Below are 16,327 nucleotides of genomic sequence, written 5' to 3'. Positions count from 1 at the left end.
TCACGACACGCGTTTCGTCCTCTGAATGCGGTAGTTGCACGCGCAAGGACCGCATTCAGAGGACGAAACGCGTCGGTCAAGAGGCGGTGCTGAAGCGTGCCCGGTAAGCCGTGGGCGTCAGCCCCGTAGCCCGCCGAAGCTGGGTCCGCAGATTCGCCGCGGTACCGAACCCCGAAGCCCGCGCCACCCGGTCGAGCCGCTGCTCCCCGCGTTCGATCAGGCGGCACGCCAGCGCGATCCGTTCCGTCGTGAGCCACGCCAGCGGCGTCGTCCCCAGTTCTGCGCGGAACCGCCGGTGCAGCGTCGCCTGGCTGGCCGCCGCCCGCGCGGCGAGGTCGGCGACGGTGAGCGGCCGGTCCAGCCGTTCCCGCGCCCAGGCGAGCACCGGCGCCAGCGAGGTGTCCGGCACCGGCGGCAGCGGGCGTTCGACGAACTGCCGCTGACCGCCGTCGCGGTGCCCGGCGAACACCAGCCGCCTGCTCACCGCGTTGGCGATCTCGGCGCCGTGGTCGCGGCTGATCAGGTGCAGCCCCAGATCGAGCGCGGCCGCGCTGCCCGCGGCGGTCAGGACGTCGCCGTCGTCCACGAAGAGGACGTCCGGCTCCAGCAGCACGTCGGGATACGATCGCCGGAAAAGCGCCGCCCATTTCCAGTGCGTCGTCGCGCGCCGTCCGTCCAGGACCCCCGCCTGCGCGAGGGTGAAGGCGCCGGTGCAGAAGCTCACCAACCGCGCACCCCGCTCGGCCGCGGTGCGGACGGCCGTCAGCACCGAATCCCTGGCCGGGCTCTCCGGATCGGGCCGGTTGGGCACGATCACCGTGTCGGCGTCCTCGACGGCTTCGAGCCCGGCGACCCCGGTGAGGGTGAACATGCCGAGGTGCATGCGCACGGACGGCTCGGCGGCGCACATCGTGAAGTCGTACCAAGGCCTGCCCAGCTCCGGCCGGCGCAGGCCGAAGAGCTCGGTCGCGACGCCCATTTCGAAGGGATTGGACCCTTCGTCGACCAGGACGGCGACCTTGTGCGAGGAATCATGCGACATATGCGATTCCTAGCACTCACTACCCTGGCGGTCCAGTGGCGAGGATCGGGTCATGAGCAAGCAGCCGATCGATCTGGAAACCGCGCTGGCCGGATTCGACGAGATCTGGAGCCCGCGGATCGTCGCCCACGTCAACGACTACGACGTCCGTCTCGCCAAGGTCGCGGGCGAGCACGTCTGGCACGTCCACGAGAACACCGACGAGTTCTTCCTCGTCCTCGACGGCACCTTGGACATAGCGTTGCGTGAAGAGGCGGGCGAACGGGTCGTCACGCTGCCGCGCGGCGCCGTTTTCGTCGTCCCGCGCGGGACCTATCACAAACCGTCCTCAGTGGACGGTGCGTCGCTGTTGCTGTTCGAACCGACGGGAACGCTCACGGTCGGCGACGCGCACGAAGAGGTCCCCGACCATGTCCATGTCACCGTGGGGCAGGAGATCTAGCGGGGGAAAACGTTCTGCGATAAGCACTCGGGCTGGTCCCGCGCAGCTTGCCGAACTGGTGCCGGAGCGCCGCCGCGGAGGCGTATCCACAGGCGACCGCGATGTCCTCAATGGACAAACGCCCCTCTTCGAGCAGTGACTGCGCACGGTCGAGGCGGCGTTCGGTGAGCCACCGGTGCGGCGTCGTACCGGTGGCCGCCGAGAACCGGCGCAGGAACGTGCGCTCCCCCAAACCGCTGCGACGGGCGAGTTCCGCGACGGTGAACGGCCGGTCGAGCCGCCGCTCGATCCATTCGAGCGCTTCGGCGAGCACGGTGTCGTCCGGCGCGGCCGTCTCGGGCACCGGCGCCTGCACGAACTGGGCCTGCCCGCCGACCCGGTGCGGCGCCGCGACCATCCGCCTGGCCAGCGTCGTGGCCGCGGCGACACCGCGCAGCTCGCGCACCAGATGCAGGCACAAGTCGACTGCGGCGACGGTTCCCGCGCTGGTGAGAACGCCACCGTCGTCGACGTACAACGCTTTCGGATCGACCTTCGCCGTCGGGAAGCGCGACCGGAACTCCTGCTCGTAGACCCAGTGGACGGTGCAGTTGCGCCCGTCGAGCAGCCCCGCGTAGCCGAGCGAGAAGACGCCCGCGCAGAAACCCGCGACCCAGGCGCCCCGGCTCGCCGCGTCGCGCAGCACTTCGAGCACCGGCTCCGGCGGACTCGCGCTGCGCGGCGCGCAGGTCGGAACGATCAGCAGATCGGCGGACGCCGCGAAGTCCAGGCCCTCCAGGCTGTTCAGCCCGAAACCGGACCAGCTCAGGACGTTCTCGCCGCCGGGTGAGCAGACCGCGAAGTCCCAGCCCTCGATGCCGTCGGCGCTGCGATCGGTGCCGAAGACCTCGCAGGCGACGCCGAGTTCGAACGGCGAGACCTGGTCGGCGAGCACCACCGCGACCTTCTTCACATCCATCCGGGCAGTGTGTCACAAGTTTTGCGGTCGATGTCATCTCTGACACTGGTTGAACGCGGACACGAGGGCGAAAGTGGTCGCCATGAACAAGAACAACCCCGTGTTGCAGTGGACGGCCGCGATGGCGCTGTCCGGCACGATCGGCGCCGTCGTCCTCGAAAGCGGCGCCGACGCGCCCGCCGTGGCGTTCGCGAGGAGCCTCGTCGGCGGCCTGCTGCTCCTGGTGTGGAGCGCCGCTCGCGGCTGGCTCCGGCCGTGGACGCTCACCCGCCGCGACCTGCTGCTCGCCGTCCTCGGCGGCCTGTTCCTGGTCGGGAACTGGGTGCTGTTGTTCGCCTCGTACTCGCTGTCGTCGATCGGGGTCAGCACCGTCGTCTACCACACCCAGCCGCTGATGCTGGTCGGTCTCGCCGCGGCGTTCCTCGGCGAGAAGATGGCGAAGAGCCAGCTGGTCCGGGCGCTGATCGCGTTCGGCGGGGTGACCCTCATCTCACTGTCCGCGCACGGCGCCGACGGCAAACCCGTGCGACTGGAGGGCATCGCGCTCGCCCTCGGCGCGGCCGCGCTCTACGCCGGTGCCTCGTTCGTCGCGAAGCAGCTCAAACACCTGCGCCCGCATGTCCTTGCGGCCGTACAGCTGGTGACCGGCACGATCGTGCTCGCACCCGCGCTGCTGGTCACGCCGCTGCCCACGGACACCTCGGGCCTGCTGTGGCTGGTCCTGCTGGGAACCGTGCACACCGCGCTGATGTACGTCCTGATGTACGCGAGCATCGGGAAACTGCCGACCACGACGGTGGCGCTGCTGTCCTACGTCTATCCGGTGGTCGCGGTGATCGTCGACGTCCTCGCCTACGGGCACCGGCCGACCTGGCCGGAAGGAGTGGGGATGCTGGCCGTCCTGGCGGCCGCCCTGGCGCCGAAGCGAGCGGCCAAACCCGAGGTGCTACCGGTCCGCGTTTAGTCCTCTGAATGCGAAAAGCGGCGCCCCGGTCCGAAGACCAAGGCGCCGCTTCCGGCGTCAGAACGTCACTCGTGGTTCGGACCGGTGTGGTACTCGAACACCAGCCCGCCGATGGCGATGATGACCAGGCCCAGCGCGATGATCAGCAGCCAGACGTGGAAGAACGCGAGCGCGACACCGGTCAGCGCGGCGGACGCCGCGAGACCGATCGGCCAGTAGCTGCCCGGGCTGAAGAAGCCCAGCTCACCGGCACCGTCGCTGATCTCGGCGTCTTCCCGGTCCTCCGGCCGCGGCTCGATGCGCCGCGCCACGAACTGCAGGTAGCTGCCGGCCAGGAAGGCCAGGCCACCGGTGAGGATCAGGGCTACCACACCGACCGGCTCGACGCCGTCCCGGGTCATCGTTCCGGTCATGTACGCGTAGATACCCGCCACGACGACGGAGAAGACCGCGACGAGGAAGAAAATCCGTCCTTCGACCTTCATGGACGTTGCCTCACTCCTGTTTCGGGCTCGAACAGCCGGGTCAGTTGGACGCGACCCGCGCGGTGCGGTCGGTGTTGAACGGGGTGGTGGTGACGGCGTAGGGCGAGCACAGGTCGCCGCAGTTCATCGCCGTCAGCGCCTCGGACGCCGTGTTCGGCTTGCCGCTCTTCGGGTTCACCGTGCCGCGGAGCTGGATGTACTGCGCGTACTTGTCCGGCGAGAGCGCCCTGACCTCGAAGTTCATCCCCGAGTGGTAGGTGCCGCACAGTTCGGCGCAGCGGCCGACGAACGACCCTTCCTTGTCGATCGAGTTCTGGAAGGTGAAGTCCTGGTTGTTCTTCTCCGGGTCCGGCATGACGTCCCGCTTGAAGTGGAACTCCGGCACCCAGAACGAGTGGATGACGTCGGCCGACCGCAGGTTGTACTGGATCGTCTTGTTCGTCGGCAGGACCAGCAGCGGGATCTCGGTCGAGCTGCCGACCGTGGTGATCTCGGGGTCCTCGTGGTTCTTGGAGTCGCTCTTGTACTTGAACTCCCAGTTCCACTGGAACGCGACGATGTCGACCGTGACGTCCGGGTTCTCCGTCTCGGCGAGCACGCGGTTCTCGGTGGTCGCGGTGAAGAAGAACAGCACGCAGACCATGATCGTCGGGACGACGACCGTGAAGATCTCCAGCGGGATGTTGTACTGGAACTGACGGGGCAGTTCCTCTTCCGCGCCGTCGGCGGTCTTCTTCTTGCGGTGGAAGATCGCGGTCCAGAAGATCAGCGCCCAGACGATGACACCGACGGCCAGCGCGGCGACGACGGTCCACGTCCACAGGGTGCGCATGTCGTGCGCCTGCGGGGTCACCCCGACCGGCCAGCCGAAGCGGAGGATCTCGTCCCCGGAACAGCCCGTCGCGGTCAGCATCACCAGCGCGGCGAGCGCTGCGACGCGACCAGCCCGCTTAACCGGGATGCGCTCTGGATTTCCCACTGCGCCTTGCCCTTTCACCCAGAGCCTCCTCGACCGATCTTTGTGACATGGCGGAGCCTAGCCGAGTTGCGGCACCGCGCTGACTAAGGGGTGACCCCAACACGCGTATCCCCCACCACATCCGGGGGTACACACCCACCGGCATACTGGGCCCTTCTCCCCGCTCGGCCAACAAGAGGTGTGTGAACTAGACGTGTGCGGCCTGCTTGGACTGATCTGTTCGACCGAAGCCGACGCTGCGAGCGCCCGTGACGCCGTCGACGCGGCCATGCGCTGCCAGCGGCACCGCGGCCCCGACGAGCACGACACCTGGGCCGACGCCGAGGTGGTCTACGGCTTCAACCGGCTGGCCTTCATCGACGTCGACCACGCCCACCAGCCGCTGGTGTGGGGCCCGCCGGAGGCTCCCGAGCGCTACACGCTGAACTTCAACGGCGAGATCTACAACTACAAAGAGCTGCGCGACGAGCTGTCCGCCGAGCACGGTGCGAAGTTCGCCACAGAAGGCGATGGCGAGGCCATCGTCGCGGCGTACCACTACCTCGGCGACGAGGCGGTCAAGAAGCTGCGCGGCATGTTCGCCTTCTTGATCTGGGACTCGCAGGAGAAGGTCGTCTTCGGCGCGCGGGACCCGTTCGGCATCAAGCCGCTGTTCTACTCGGCAGGCCCCGGCAAGGTCGCCTTCTCCAGCGAGAAGAAGAGCCTGCTGGAGCTCTCGAGCGTGCTCGGCGTCGAGGACGAGCTGGACAAGACGGCCCTGCAGCACTACCTGGTGCTGCAGTACGTGCCGGAGCCCGAGTCGATGCACACCGGCGTCCGCCGCGTCGAATCCGGCACGTCGTTCCGGGTGGTCCCCGGCGGGAACGTCGAGTTCACCCGGTACTTCCACCCGCAGTTCAACGCGAAGCCGGTGAACAGCCAGGCCGAGGCCGACGAGCTGTACGAGCGCATCGCCGATGTGATGCGCGACTCGGTCGGCAAGCACATGATCTCCGACCCGGACGTCACGGTCGGCGCGTTCCTCTCCGGCGGCATCGACTCCACGGCGACCGCGACGCTGGCCAAGGAGCACAACCCGAACCTGATCGCGTTCACCACCGGGTTCGAGCGCGAGGGCTACTCCGAGGTCGACGTCGCCGCCGAATCGGCCGCCGCGATCGGCGTGAAGCACGTGGTCCGCACGGTGTCGGCGGACGAGATGATGGAGGCGCTGCCGCTCATCGTCTGGTACCTCGACGACCCGGTGGCGGACCCGGCGCTCGTGCCGCTCTGGTTCATCGCGCGCGAAGCCCGGAAGCACGTCAAGGCGGTGCTGTCCGGCGAAGGCGCCGACGAGCTCTTCTGCGGCTACACGATCTACAACGAGCCGATCTCGCTGGCGCCGTTCGAGAAGATCCCGGGCGGGATGCGGAAGATCATCGGCAAGGTCTCCACGAAGATCCCGGAAGGCACCCGCGGCAAGGACCTGCTGCGGCGCGGGGCGCTGCCGCTGGAAGACCGCTACTACGGCAACGCCCGCAACTTCCGCGACGACCAGCTCCGCAAGGTGCTGCGCACGTACGAGGACGGGATCGGCTTCAAGGACGTCACCGCTCCTTGGTACAAGATCTCGGAGAGCTGGGACCCGGTCGCGCGGATGCAGCACGTGGACCTCTACACCTGGCTGCGCGGCGACATCCTGGTCAAGGCCGACAAGGTGACCATGGCGAACTCGCTGGAACTGCGCGTGCCGTTCCTCGACGCCGAGGTGTTCAAGGTCGCCTCGACCATCCCGCTCGACCAGAAGCTCGCGCACGGCACCACGAAGTACGCGCTGCGCCAGGCGCTCGCGAAGATCATCCCCGGGCACGTGCTGAACCGGCGCAAGCTCGGCTTCCCGGTGCCGATCCGGCTGTGGCTGCGCAACGAGATGTACGACTGGGCCAAGGGCATCATCTCGGACTCGCAGACCGACGCGCTGCTCGACAAGAAGGCCGTCCTGGCGCTGCTCGAAGAGCACAAGGCCGGACAGCTCGACCGCAGCCGTCAGCTGTGGGCGCTGCTGGTGTTCATGCTGTGGCACGGCATCTTCGTCGAGAACCGCATCAAGCCCGTGGTGCCGGAACCCGTCTACCCGGTGAAGCTCTAGTCACGACTCGACATGCCGGCCTTCACCGCGTACCCGGCGAAGGCCAGCATGGAGGAATGGACTTCGTCCTCGTGCACGGCACGACGCAGAGCCCGGCGGGCTGGGACAGGGTGGCGAAGCTGCTCACAGCCGCCGGGCACCGGGCGATCGCGGTGGACCTGCTGACCCCGGCGGAGCTGCCGATCGAGGGCTACGCGCAACACGTGCGAGAGCAGTACGACGGCGAACGGCCGGTCGTGGTGGTCCATTCCGGAGCGGGTGTCCTGCTTCCCGCGATCGCCGAAGCCCTCGACGCGCGCGCGTTGGTGTGGGTCGCCGCCTACATCCCCGACTTCGCCGGTGGGCGGAGCCTGCGGGACGAGGCCCCGGAACTGCTCGAACCGGACTGGATCGGCGTGGACCCGACGGCGGATCCCGCGAAAGCGTCGGAATTCCTCTTCCACGACTGCGATCCCGAAACCGAACGGCTGGCGTTGGACAGCCTGCGCCTGTTCGCTCCCGCGGTTCTCGCGACGCATCCCGCCGGGCCCGCGCCGGAGATCCCTTCGACGGTGATCGTCCCCACGCGGGATCGCACTTTGAAACCGGAGTGGATGCGGCGCGCCGCGCGGGAACGGCTCGGGGTCACCGCGATCGAGATCGACGCGGGGCACTGCCCGCATATGTCCCGCCCCGCCGAGATCGCCGGAATCCTCACCGGACGTACGTGAAGGCCACCTTCATTGCGTCTAGCGCCAAGGTCCCGGCAAAGCCGCGTGGCTGCTGGTCGGCGCCACTGTCATCAAGGGAAAAGGCGGACGTGTCGCGGTGGAGCGGGCTCGCCCAAGAGGCTCGGCGCGCTCTTGGCTGTCCATAAGGGACACTTTTCAGGCTGCAAGCGTCCGGTTTGGGTAGTCTGCACGGTTTTACGAGGGAGTCGTGAGTGGCAAAGAGGGTTCTAACCCTCATTATCACTCACGACCCCAGCCAGGATCGCACAAGTAGACATAAAGCGGACACCATGCAGTCGAAAACTGTCCCTTGTGGACACTGAAGCCCGGTCGGCGCCCGGAATCAGCCCTGCACTCTCTCGACTTCGCCGGGACCCTGGCGTCTAGCGCAATGAAGGGGCCCTTCACCGCATTACACGCGGCGAAGGGCCCTTCGTAACGTCACATGTGGGGAAAGTCCCCTTCAGCTCACTTCGGCAGGATCGCGGCGATCTCGTCCGCGGACTCCGGCCCGAAGGCCTCCTTGAGCCGGCCCAGGACGTCGACGCGGTCGAAGGACCATTCCTGTGTACCCACGGTCTCCAGCACCAGCACGGCGATCAGCGAGCCCAGCTGCGCCGACCGCTCCAGGCTGAGCCCGCCGTCGATACCCGCGATGAACCCGGCCCGGAAGCCGTCGCCGACGCCGGTCGGGTCGACCTTGCCGCGCTCCGGGACGGCGCCGATCTGCAGCGCGAGGCCGTCCTTGCCGATGATCTCGACGCCCTTCTCCCCGAGCGTCGTGATCCGCATGCCGACGCGGTCCAGGACCTCGGCCTCGGTCCAGCCGGTCTTCTGCAGCAGCAGTTCCCATTCGTAGTCGTTGCTGAACAGGTACTTCGCGCCCTCGACGAACTCACGTACCTGCGCGCCGTCCATCCGGGCCAGCTGCTGCGAGGGGTCGACGGCGAAGGCGTAACCGCGCTGGCGGCATTCCTCGGCGTGCCGGACCATGCCTTCGGGGTCGTCCGGGCTGATCAGCACGAGCGACAGTTCGCCGGCGTGCGCGGCGACCGGCTGCAGTTCGATGTTGCGGGATTCGGCCATCGCGCCGGCGTAGAAGGTCGCGATCTGGCAGAGGTCCTCGTCGGTGGTGCAGACGAACCGGGCGGTGTGCGCGACCTCGGACACCAGCACCCCGGCCGTGTCGACGCCGTGCCGCTCGAGCCACGAGCGGTAGTCGGCGAAGTCGGAGCCCACCGCGCCGACCAGGATCGGCCGCTTGCCCAGCACGCCGAGGCCGAAGGCGATGTTCGCGCCGATCCCGCCTCGCCGGACCACGAGATCGTCCGCCAGGAAGCTCAGGGACACCCGGTGCAGCTGCTCGGCGATGAGCTGCTCGGCGAACCTGCCCGGGAAGTGCATGAGATGGTCGGTTGCGATACTGCCGGATACTGCGATCCTGGCGCTGTCTGCCACCGGTTCTCCTTGATCGGTCGGCCTCGCCGAGGCGAGGACGGCTAAGTTACCCGCAGGTCATGCCCCATACGGGTTGCTTCGAGCACGGCCATCAACACTACCGGTTGGTAGTGGTGTCCGACTCCCCGACGAGTCATTAGCTTGTCGTTCGTGACCACTTCCGCGTATCACCTCGAACCGGAATCGATCGGCGAACTCATCGCCGACTGTGCCGGCATCCCGTCGTCCCTCCAGGCCGAGAACCTGCCCCTGCCGCGGGAGAGCGCTCCGCCCTGGACCGTGGACGAGCGTTGTCTCGCCCAGGTCGCCGATCTGGACGCCTACGTCTGATCCCGTTCCGGGCATGAAGAAGGGCCGCGACCTGGGTGAGGTTCGCGGCCCTTCTTCATGCCTCGACGCGGATCAGTGGAAGCTGTCGCCGCAGGCGCAGCTGCCGGTCGCGTTGGGGTTGTCGATCGTGAAGCCCTGCTTCTCGATCGAGTCGACGAAGTCGATCACGGCGCTCGACACGTACGGCGCGCTCATCCGGTCGACGGCCACGCGGAGCCCGTCGAAGTCACGGAACAGGTCGCCGTCGAGCGTGCGCTCGTCGAAGAACAGCTGGTAGCGCAGGCCGGCGCACCCACCGGGCTGGACGGCGATGCGCAGGTGCATGTCGTCACGGCCCTCCTGCTCGAGCAGGGCCTTCGCCTTGACGGCGGCGGCGTCGGTCAAGGTGACGCCGTGCGTCTCCTCGGCGGTTTCGGCCTGAGCTGCGGCTGCCTGCTCAGCGGTCGTCATGGTTCTCCCTCTGGTCGAACTCGCTGCGGGTACTCGTCTTGCACATGGTCCAACACGTCGGAGTCCCGATCTGTTCCCCTCCATGGTGACATATCGCTCGGCCTGGTGCGTGGCACCGTGACGCCCGCGACTACCCTGGTGAGGTGAGGTTCCTGCGCCGTAGCACCACAGACTCCGCCACGACGGACACCGAAACGCCCGACACCGAGGCCGTCGAGGTCCAGGCCAAGGCGTATACGCCCGGCAAGGGCAAGGCCACGCCCAAGCGGCGTGAGGCCGAAGCCAAGCGCCGCGGCCCGGTGGCGCCCCCGCCGACCACCATGCGGGAGGCGATGAAGCGCAACAAGGAGCTCCGCAAGTCCGCGAAGTCCGACCCGGAGTACAAGGCGAAGCAGCGCAACGCCGCCAAGGAACGCCGCGAGCGGATGATGGCGGGCGAGGACAAGTACCTGCTCCCCCGTGACCGCGGCCCCGTCAAGGCGTACATCCGTGACCTGGTCGACTCGCGGCGCAACCTGCTCGGGTTGTTCATGCCGCTGGCGATCCTGGTGTTCGTCGCGCTGATCCTGCCGTACCCGGAGGTCCAGCGGTACGCGACGCTGCTGTGCACCGTGATGCTGCTCGGCATGATCGTCGAGGGCTTCCTCAGCGGGCGCCGGATCGCGAAGATGGTCCGGCTGAAGTTCCCGAACGAGACGGTCAAGGGCACCTCCGTCGGCTGGTACTCCTTCATCCGGGCGAGCCAGATCCGCAAGCTGCGGGTTCCGAAGCCGCGCGTGAAGCCCGGCGACCAGGTCTGAGCAGGCGAAACCCAGGTCGTTAGCGTGCCTAACGGCCTGGGGTAGAGTCGCGCCCATGGAGTTTCGACGACTGGGCCGCAGCGGCCTCAATGTCAGTGAGATCTCGTACGGCAACTGGCTCACCCACGGGTCCCAGGTGGAAGAGGACCAGGCCCAGGCCTGCATCAAGGCGGCGCTCGACGTCGGCATCACCACCTTCGACACCGCCGATGTTTACGCGAACACCGCCGCCGAATCGGTACTCGGCCGCGGCCTGAAGGGCCTGCGCCGCGAGAGCCTGGAGATCTTCACCAAGGTCTACTGGCCCACCGGCCCCAAGGGCCCGAACGACCAGGGCCTCGGCCGCAAGCACATCATGGAGTCGGCGAACGCTTCGCTGAAGCGCCTCGGCACCGACTACGTCGACCTCTACCAGGCGCACCGGTTCGACCGGACCGTCCCGCTCGAAGAGACCTTCCTCGCCTTCGCCGACCTCGTCCGCCAGGGCAAGGTCCTCTACGTCGGCGTCTCCGAGTGGACCGCCGAGCAGATCACCCAGGGCGCGGCGATCGCGCGCGAGCTCAAGGTGCCCCTCATCTCGAACCAGCCGCAGTACAACGCGCTGTGGCGGGTCATCGAGGCGCAGGTCGTCCCGGCGTCCGAACGCGAGGGCCTCAGCCAGATCGTCTGGTCGCCGATCGCGCAGGGTGTGCTCACCGGCAAGTACAAGCCCGGTCAGCCGCTGCCCGAGGGCTCCCGCGCGACCGACGAGAAGGGCGGCGCCAACATGGTCGCCCGCTTCCTCAACGACGACGTCCTCGAGCGCGTGCAGCGGCTGGAGCCGCTCGCGGAGAAGGCGGGCCTGACGATGGCTCAGCTGGCCGTCGCGTGGGTGCTGCAGAACCCGAACGTCGCTTCGGCGATCATCGGCGCTTCGCGGCCGGAGCAGGTGCACGAGAACGTCAAGGCGGCCGGCGTGAAGCTGGACGCGGATCTGCTCGCCGCGATCGACGAGGCTCTCGACGGCGTCACCGAGACCGACCCGACGCTGACCCGCTCGCCCTGATCCCCACCGCAGTTAGTCGACTAAACGCGGACGCTTTTCCCGCGTTTAGTCGACTAACTGCGAGGGTTGTCTCCGTCTAGTCTCCGTGCACGCGCGACTGGTACGCGATCTGACCGTCGAGGTCGAGGGCGTCACCAGGGGCGCGCAAGGGATCGATTCCCAGCCCCCGCAACAACCGGCTCGCGCCGGCGACCCGGTCACCGGTCCGGCCGTCGAGCCGCTCCGGTGAGTGGCCTCGCTGGATCAGCAGACCCTCGACGTCGTCGATCAGCCGGTACGGGTCGTAGACCTGCTGTTCAGGCATGACCACCGCCGGGAGTCCAGGTCTTCCCGGTGATCCTTTCGTAGACCTCGGTGTAGCGCTTGCGGGTCGCCTCGACGATCTCCTCCGGGATGGCGGGCCCGGGCGGCGTCTTGTCCCAGCCGGTCGTCGTGGACCAGTCACGGACGAACTGCTTGTCGAACGCGTGCTGCGTCCGGCCGGGCTCGTATTCGTCGGCGGGCCAGAAACGCGACGAGTCCGACGTGAGCACCTCGTCCCCGAGCGTCAGCACACCGTCGGCGTCGAACCCGAATTCGATCTTGGTGTCGGCGATGATGATGCCGTTCTTCGCCGCGTGCTCCGCGCCCTTGGTGTAGACCTCGAGCGTCAGATCGCGGATGCGGTCCGCGGTCTCCTGGCCGATCTCGTTCACGACATCGGCGAAGGTCATGAACTCGTCGTGACCGGTGTCGGAGATCTTCGTGGTGGGCGTGAAGATCGGCTCGGGCAGCTTGTCCGCCTCGACGAGACCGGCGGGCAGTTCGACCCCGGAGACCTTGCCGTCGCGCCGGTACTCGCGCATCCCGAGACCGGTGAGGTAGCCGCGCGCGATGCATTCGACCTGGATCATCTTCAGCGGCTTGCAGCGCATGGCGCGGCCGGCGAATTCGGCGGGCACGTCGGTCGTGGAAACGACGTGGTTCGGCACCACGTCGGCCATCTTTTCGAACCACCAGGCGGAAAGCTGGTTCAGCAGCGCGCCCTTGTCCGGGATCGGGGTCGGCAGCGAGACGTCGTAGACCGAAACGCGATCCGACGCGACGAGCAGAATGTCGCCGTCGATTTCGTAAAGGTCCCGGACCTTACCCGCGTGAATGTGCTTCATGCCCCGTCCTCGATGTTGTATTCGTAGAAAATCCAGTGGCCCGGCAAGGCCGCCGATTCGCCGTACTCGAGTACGTCACCCTCGGCGGACAAGAACCTGTTGCGACTCAACAGAATCGCCGAACCTTCGGCCACGCCGAGTTCCGCCGCGTCCTCGGCACCCGCCAGCCCCGCGGCGTGCTGAGAATGAGTCGCGGTCAGCACCCGGCCCGTCCGGTCCGCCACGTATTTGACCGTGCCCTCGACGATCCGCACCGGCTCGAACAGCAAAGGCGCCTTCGACGCGACAGCGCCGTCGAACCACGAAACCGACGTCGACACTGGCCGCCCTTCGCCCGCGTACGTCGTCCTTCGCCGCCGGATCACCGGAGCACCTTCATCGATTCCGAGCGCGCCCGCCACTCTGTCCGGCGCGGGCAGGAGGCCGGCTTCGCGGATTTTCGCGTAGTGGCCCGGTGGATAGACCTTGCCGGTTCGCGCGATCGAGATCGTCCGATCGTGCGCGGACCGATGCAGCGCCCTGGTCTGCACCACTGTCCCGATCCCGCGAACCGCGCGGACCAGACCTTCGGCGCGAAGTGTCGAGAGCACCTTCATCGCCGTCGCCATCGCGACGTTCCAGTTCCTGGCGATCTCCCGCGCGGACGGGACCGTGTCGCCTTCCTTGAGCCTGCCCGAAACGATGTCGTCGCGAATGTTCCCCGCGATCTGGAGATACGGCGGTTCGGGTCGGTCGACGGCGGGCAAGGTGACTCCTCACAAGGTCGCGCGGTGCGCACAAGCGTTCTAGCACACCAATGGGCGAGCACCAAGGATCCTGCTCACACCCCATTATTACGTACTAGTACACATTCTGGACGGTGCTCTAGTACACCTGTTACTCTCCGCAGAGTTCCCGAAACCCGTTGGGGGGCTCGATGAACCATCTGAGCATCGACGAACTGCTCGAAGAGCTTCGAAGACGCCGGTGGGTCGTCTACATCTTCGGCCCCCGGGAGGAACCGGAGGTCTGTGCCGCGGTGTTCCAGTGGGACACCTGCGCCGACGTCCTCGTTCTCCGCGGGGAAGAACGGGCGAGCGCCTTCCGCGTCACCACGCTCGCCGATACCGACGTTTTCCACCCGGCGCTCGTCTCCTGGCAGTACCACTCGACGGCCGACTGGACCCTGCGCGCCGTGCTCACCATTCCGCCGCCCGGCGACGCCGCCGCGCCGATCCAGTTGCTGCAACCACATCCGGACTGCGTGATCCCGATGGAGGCACGCCGGCCGGTCACGATCCTGCCCGCCATACCGACCAAGGCCGACCAGGGAGATCCCTAACCTCGGCCGATCACCTGCTCGGCGACAACGAGGTCGTGCGGGTAGGTGATCTTGAGGTTCTCCGCGCTGCCCGGAACCCACCGCACCGGCAGCGCGGAGAACCTTTCCATGCACGAAGACGTGTCCGTGCCGACGAAACCCTCACGCTCGGCCGTTTCGTACGCCTCGAGCAACGGGCCGGCGCGGAAACCCTGCGGTGTCTGCACTCTGATCGCCCCGGGCAGCGCGCCGGAAACGGTCTCGCCGTCGACGCGCACGATGTCGCCGGCCGCGACGCCGGGCACCGCTCCCCCGTATCGCCGCGTGTCGGCGAGGACGTCCGCGATCAGTTCCGGGGTGACGAGCGGACGGGCCGCGTCGTGCAGCAGTACCGCGTCGATCTCGCCACTCTCGATGCGGGAAGCCATATGGCGCAAGGCATTCAGCTCCGAACCCTGCCGCGTCGCGCCGCCGTGGACGAGTTCGACCTCGCCCGGATGCGCGGCGAGCACCTCTCGCGCGAGCTCGGTGTCCTGCGGCCGGATCACCAGCACGAGCACGTCGATTCCGGGCACGCGGGCGAAGGCGTCGAGCGACCACGCGACGACCCGTTTGCCCGCCACCGGCAGATAGACCTTGTTGAGTTCGGCGCCGACCCGGGTACCCGCTCCGCTCGCGAGCACCACCCCGGCGGCCTTCGTCTGAGCCACAGGCAACTCTGACACAGGCGGGTGGGTAGGTTGGGCCCGGCCACCGAAGCGATCCGAAGGGGCAGGGCGTTGGACGACGAAATCCTCGAGTTCGCCGAAGTCGAGCAGCCTGATGAACACGCGCGCTCGGCGGCGATCGCCCTGCACTCGAAACTGATCAAACCGGCCGGGTCACTGGGCAGGCTCGAAGAACTGGGCGTCTGGGTCGCGGCCTGCCAGGGTCAGTCGCCGCCGCGTCCGTTCACCCGGCCCCGGGTCGTGGTGTTCGCCGGAGACCACGGCATCGCCGCGAAGGGCGTCTCGGCGTACCCGGGCGAGGTCACCGCGCAACTCGTCGGCAGCATGCTGACCGGCGGCGCGGCCATCAACGTCCTGGCGGCCTCCGCGGGCGCGAGCGTCCGGGTCATCGACATGGCCGTCGACAGCGACGCTCCCGCGACACGGTCGATCGGCGAGTTCAAGGTGCGGCGCGGATCCGGCTCGATCGACGTCGAGGACGCGCTGACCGACGACGAGGCGCGCGCCGCCGTCCGGGCGGGCCGGGCGATCGCCGACGCCGAGGTCGACGGCGGGGCCGACCTGCTCATCGCGGGCGACCTCGGGATCGGGAACAGCACGCCGGCCTCGGTACTGGTCGCGGCGCTGACCGGAAGCGAACCGGTGGCCGTCGTCGGCCGCGGTTCCGGGATCGACGACAACGCCTGGATGCGCAAGGCCGCGGCGGTCCGTGACGCGCTGCGGCGGGCGAGGTCCGTACTGGCCGACCCGGTCGCGCTGCTGCGTACCGCCGCCGGCGCCGACATCGCCGCGATGGCGGGCTTCCTCGCGCAGGCCTCGCTCCGGAAGACGCCGGTGATCCTGGACGGCCTGGTCGCCTCGGCGGCCGCGCTGGTCGCCGAGGAACTCGTCCCGGGCGCGCGGCAGTGGTGGGCCGCGGGCCAGCGGGGCGGCGAACCCGCGCACGCGCTGGCACTGGAGCACCTCGATCTGGAGCCGATCCTGGACCTCGACGTTCGCCTCGGCGAGGGAACGGGCGCCGTCGCGGCGCTGCCGCTGGTGTTCATGGCGACGCGGGTGCTCGCGGAGATGGCCACGCACGAGCAGGCCGGGGTGAGCGGGCCGCTGATCGAGGCTCCCGCCACCTGACCCCCCTTACGCATTTAGTCCTCTGAATGCGTAAGTCCGTGAAGGCCTCCTTCCCTACGCTCAAGGTAGGGAAGGAGGCCTTCACGGACTTATTGAGCCGAAGGTCAAACGTGGCGTGTTCTTGGGCGGGCTGATGGTGGGATGAAGGCTCCCTTCGCCGCGTCTAATGCGGTGAAAGGAGCCTTCGGCCTGGTCAAGCGCGGGTCGTGAGTGGCGTTTCGGGTTAGAACCC

General features: G+C 68.0%; 19 protein-coding genes. 9 read left to right on the top strand and 10 right to left on the bottom strand.

Annotated features, from left to right (window positions below; genetic code table 11):
• Nucleotides 1–76 precede the first annotated feature (76 nt).
• Entirely contained in the window at nt 77–1,042 is a 966-nt protein-coding gene (locus ACIRGA_RS36405; protein ID WP_400950340.1) for a helix-turn-helix domain-containing protein, read from the bottom strand.
• A 52-nt stretch (nt 1,043–1,094) separates the two neighbouring features.
• Here ACIRGA_RS36405 and ACIRGA_RS36400 point away from each other — a divergent pair, with 52 nt between their 5' ends.
• Nucleotides 1,095–1,484, top strand: coding sequence for a cupin domain-containing protein (locus ACIRGA_RS36400; RefSeq protein WP_400950337.1), 390 nt, complete (start codon nt 1,095–1,097; stop codon nt 1,482–1,484).
• Here ACIRGA_RS36400 and ACIRGA_RS36395 read toward each other — a convergent pair.
• Nucleotides 1,462–2,442: a GlxA family transcriptional regulator gene (locus ACIRGA_RS36395; protein ID WP_400950334.1), complete on the bottom strand. Its 981-nt coding sequence runs from the start codon at nt 2,440–2,442 to the stop codon at nt 1,462–1,464. The genes ACIRGA_RS36400 and ACIRGA_RS36395 overlap by 23 nt on opposite strands.
• Before the next feature lie 82 nt (nt 2,443–2,524).
• On the opposite strand from ACIRGA_RS36395, the gene ACIRGA_RS36390 reads away from it, so the two are divergent.
• On the top strand, nt 2,525–3,406 hold the full coding sequence (locus ACIRGA_RS36390; RefSeq protein WP_400950331.1) for a DMT family transporter: 882 nt from the start codon (nt 2,525–2,527) through the stop codon (nt 3,404–3,406).
• A gap of 65 nt (nt 3,407–3,471) precedes the next feature.
• Here the strand turns inward: ACIRGA_RS36390 and ACIRGA_RS36385 are convergent, their stop codons facing one another.
• Together ACIRGA_RS36385 and ACIRGA_RS36380 are read right to left on the bottom strand one after the other, a co-directional pair.
• Nucleotides 3,472–3,891, bottom strand: a complete 420-nt coding sequence (locus ACIRGA_RS36385; RefSeq protein ID WP_400950328.1) for a cytochrome c oxidase subunit 4 — start codon at nt 3,889–3,891, stop codon at nt 3,472–3,474.
• Nucleotides 3,892–3,931: 40 nt separating this feature from the next.
• The gene (locus ACIRGA_RS36380; protein WP_360089059.1) at nt 3,932–4,870 is read right to left on the bottom strand and encodes a cytochrome c oxidase subunit II; all 939 of its coding nucleotides are present in this window, start codon (nt 4,868–4,870) and stop codon (nt 3,932–3,934) included.
• Between the two features lie 193 nt (nt 4,871–5,063).
• Between ACIRGA_RS36380 and asnB the strand changes: the two genes are divergently transcribed.
• Both asnB and ACIRGA_RS36370 read left to right on the top strand, forming a co-directional pair.
• Nucleotides 5,064–6,998 carry an asparagine synthase (glutamine-hydrolyzing) gene (gene asnB / locus ACIRGA_RS36375; RefSeq protein WP_400950325.1) on the top strand — a complete coding sequence of 645 codons (1,935 nt, stop codon included), beginning with the start codon at nt 5,064–5,066 and terminating at the stop codon, nt 6,996–6,998.
• A gap of 56 nt (nt 6,999–7,054) precedes the next feature.
• Entirely contained in the window at nt 7,055–7,708 is a 654-nt protein-coding gene (locus ACIRGA_RS36370) for an alpha/beta fold hydrolase (protein ID WP_400950322.1), read from the top strand.
• A 468-nt stretch (nt 7,709–8,176) separates the two neighbouring features.
• Here the strand turns inward: ACIRGA_RS36370 and ACIRGA_RS36365 are convergent, their stop codons facing one another.
• The gene (locus ACIRGA_RS36365) at nt 8,177–9,166 is read right to left on the bottom strand and encodes a carbohydrate kinase family protein (protein WP_400950319.1); all 990 of its coding nucleotides are present in this window, start codon (nt 9,164–9,166) and stop codon (nt 8,177–8,179) included.
• A gap of 141 nt (nt 9,167–9,307) precedes the next feature.
• On the opposite strand from ACIRGA_RS36365, the gene ACIRGA_RS36360 reads away from it, so the two are divergent.
• Nucleotides 9,308–9,496, top strand: coding sequence for a hypothetical protein (locus tag ACIRGA_RS36360; RefSeq protein WP_400950317.1), 189 nt, complete (start codon nt 9,308–9,310; stop codon nt 9,494–9,496).
• Nucleotides 9,497–9,568: 72 nt separating this feature from the next.
• Here ACIRGA_RS36360 and ACIRGA_RS36355 read toward each other — a convergent pair whose 3' ends face one another.
• The gene (locus tag ACIRGA_RS36355; protein WP_005164197.1) at nt 9,569–9,946 is read right to left on the bottom strand and encodes an iron-sulfur cluster assembly accessory protein; all 378 of its coding nucleotides are present in this window, start codon (nt 9,944–9,946) and stop codon (nt 9,569–9,571) included.
• A 143-nt stretch (nt 9,947–10,089) separates the two neighbouring features.
• Here ACIRGA_RS36355 and ACIRGA_RS36350 point away from each other — a divergent pair, with 143 nt between their 5' ends.
• The gene (locus ACIRGA_RS36350) at nt 10,090–10,746 is read left to right on the top strand and encodes a DUF3043 domain-containing protein (RefSeq protein ID WP_400950314.1); all 657 of its coding nucleotides are present in this window, start codon (nt 10,090–10,092) and stop codon (nt 10,744–10,746) included.
• A gap of 55 nt (nt 10,747–10,801) precedes the next feature.
• The gene (locus ACIRGA_RS36345) at nt 10,802–11,791 is read left to right on the top strand and encodes an aldo/keto reductase family protein (protein WP_400950311.1); all 990 of its coding nucleotides are present in this window, start codon (nt 10,802–10,804) and stop codon (nt 11,789–11,791) included.
• A 76-nt stretch (nt 11,792–11,867) separates the two neighbouring features.
• Here ACIRGA_RS36345 and ACIRGA_RS36340 read toward each other — a convergent pair whose 3' ends face one another.
• From ACIRGA_RS36340 to ACIRGA_RS36330, 3 genes are read right to left on the bottom strand one after another with little or no spacing between them, the layout of a single operon-like run.
• Nucleotides 11,868–12,095 carry a hypothetical protein gene (locus ACIRGA_RS36340; protein WP_400950307.1) on the bottom strand — a complete coding sequence of 76 codons (228 nt, stop codon included), beginning with the start codon at nt 12,093–12,095 and terminating at the stop codon, nt 11,868–11,870.
• Nucleotides 12,088–12,939: a phosphoribosylaminoimidazolesuccinocarboxamide synthase gene (locus ACIRGA_RS36335; RefSeq protein ID WP_400950304.1), complete on the bottom strand. Its 852-nt coding sequence runs from the start codon at nt 12,937–12,939 to the stop codon at nt 12,088–12,090. Before ACIRGA_RS36335 ends, ACIRGA_RS36340 begins: the two co-directional genes overlap by 8 nt.
• Entirely contained in the window at nt 12,936–13,685 is a 750-nt protein-coding gene (locus tag ACIRGA_RS36330) for a GntR family transcriptional regulator (RefSeq protein ID WP_400950302.1), read from the bottom strand. The genes ACIRGA_RS36335 and ACIRGA_RS36330 overlap by 4 nt, the downstream gene beginning before the upstream one ends.
• A gap of 170 nt (nt 13,686–13,855) precedes the next feature.
• Between ACIRGA_RS36330 and ACIRGA_RS36325 the strand changes: the two genes are divergently transcribed.
• Nucleotides 13,856–14,260: a hypothetical protein gene (locus tag ACIRGA_RS36325; protein ID WP_400950300.1), complete on the top strand. Its 405-nt coding sequence runs from the start codon at nt 13,856–13,858 to the stop codon at nt 14,258–14,260.
• Here the strand turns inward: ACIRGA_RS36325 and ACIRGA_RS36320 are convergent.
• A complete protein-coding gene (locus tag ACIRGA_RS36320) occupies nt 14,257–14,925 on the bottom strand; it encodes a 2-C-methyl-D-erythritol 4-phosphate cytidylyltransferase (RefSeq protein WP_400950380.1) in 669 nt (222 codons plus the stop codon). The two genes, ACIRGA_RS36325 and ACIRGA_RS36320, sit on opposite strands and share 4 nt — an antisense overlap.
• A 93-nt stretch (nt 14,926–15,018) precedes the next feature.
• On the opposite strand from ACIRGA_RS36320, the gene cobT reads away from it, so the two are divergent.
• Nucleotides 15,019–16,095 (top strand): nicotinate-nucleotide--dimethylbenzimidazole phosphoribosyltransferase, encoded by a 1,077-nt coding sequence (gene cobT, locus ACIRGA_RS36315; protein ID WP_400950297.1) that lies wholly within the window; start codon nt 15,019–15,021, stop codon nt 16,093–16,095.
• Nucleotides 16,096–16,327: the final 232 nt, after the last annotated feature.

Source organism: Amycolatopsis sp. NPDC102389 (assembly GCF_044765885.1).
Taxonomy (GTDB): domain Bacteria; phylum Actinomycetota; class Actinomycetes; order Mycobacteriales; family Pseudonocardiaceae; genus Amycolatopsis.
The sequence above is the reverse complement of the archived record's forward strand: the minus strand, read 5'-3'. Positions and strand labels throughout refer to the sequence as shown.

Coding starts and splice junctions, on each gene's coding strand:
- ACIRGA_RS36385 (WP_400950328.1), bottom strand. CDS start 3,891: ATGAAGGTCGAAGGACGGATTTTCTTCCTCGTCGCGGTCTTCTCCGTC.
- ACIRGA_RS36390 (WP_400950331.1), top strand. CDS start 2,525: ATGAACAAGAACAACCCCGTGTTGCAGTGGACGGCCGCGATGGCGCTG.
- ACIRGA_RS36335 (WP_400950304.1), bottom strand. CDS start 12,939: ATGAAGCACATTCACGCGGGTAAGGTCCGGGACCTTTACGAAATCGAC.
- ACIRGA_RS36340 (WP_400950307.1), bottom strand. CDS start 12,095: ATGCCTGAACAGCAGGTCTACGACCCGTACCGGCTGATCGACGACGTC.
- ACIRGA_RS36370 (WP_400950322.1), top strand. CDS start 7,055: ATGGACTTCGTCCTCGTGCACGGCACGACGCAGAGCCCGGCGGGCTGG.
- ACIRGA_RS36395 (WP_400950334.1), bottom strand. CDS start 2,442: ATGGATGTGAAGAAGGTCGCGGTGGTGCTCGCCGACCAGGTCTCGCCG.
- ACIRGA_RS36400 (WP_400950337.1), top strand. CDS start 1,095: ATGAGCAAGCAGCCGATCGATCTGGAAACCGCGCTGGCCGGATTCGAC.
- ACIRGA_RS36405 (WP_400950340.1), bottom strand. CDS start 1,042: ATGTCGCATGATTCCTCGCACAAGGTCGCCGTCCTGGTCGACGAAGGG.
- ACIRGA_RS36325 (WP_400950300.1), top strand. CDS start 13,856: ATGAACCATCTGAGCATCGACGAACTGCTCGAAGAGCTTCGAAGACGC.
- ACIRGA_RS36345 (WP_400950311.1), top strand. CDS start 10,802: ATGGAGTTTCGACGACTGGGCCGCAGCGGCCTCAATGTCAGTGAGATC.
- ACIRGA_RS36355 (WP_005164197.1), bottom strand. CDS start 9,946: ATGACGACCGCTGAGCAGGCAGCCGCAGCTCAGGCCGAAACCGCCGAG.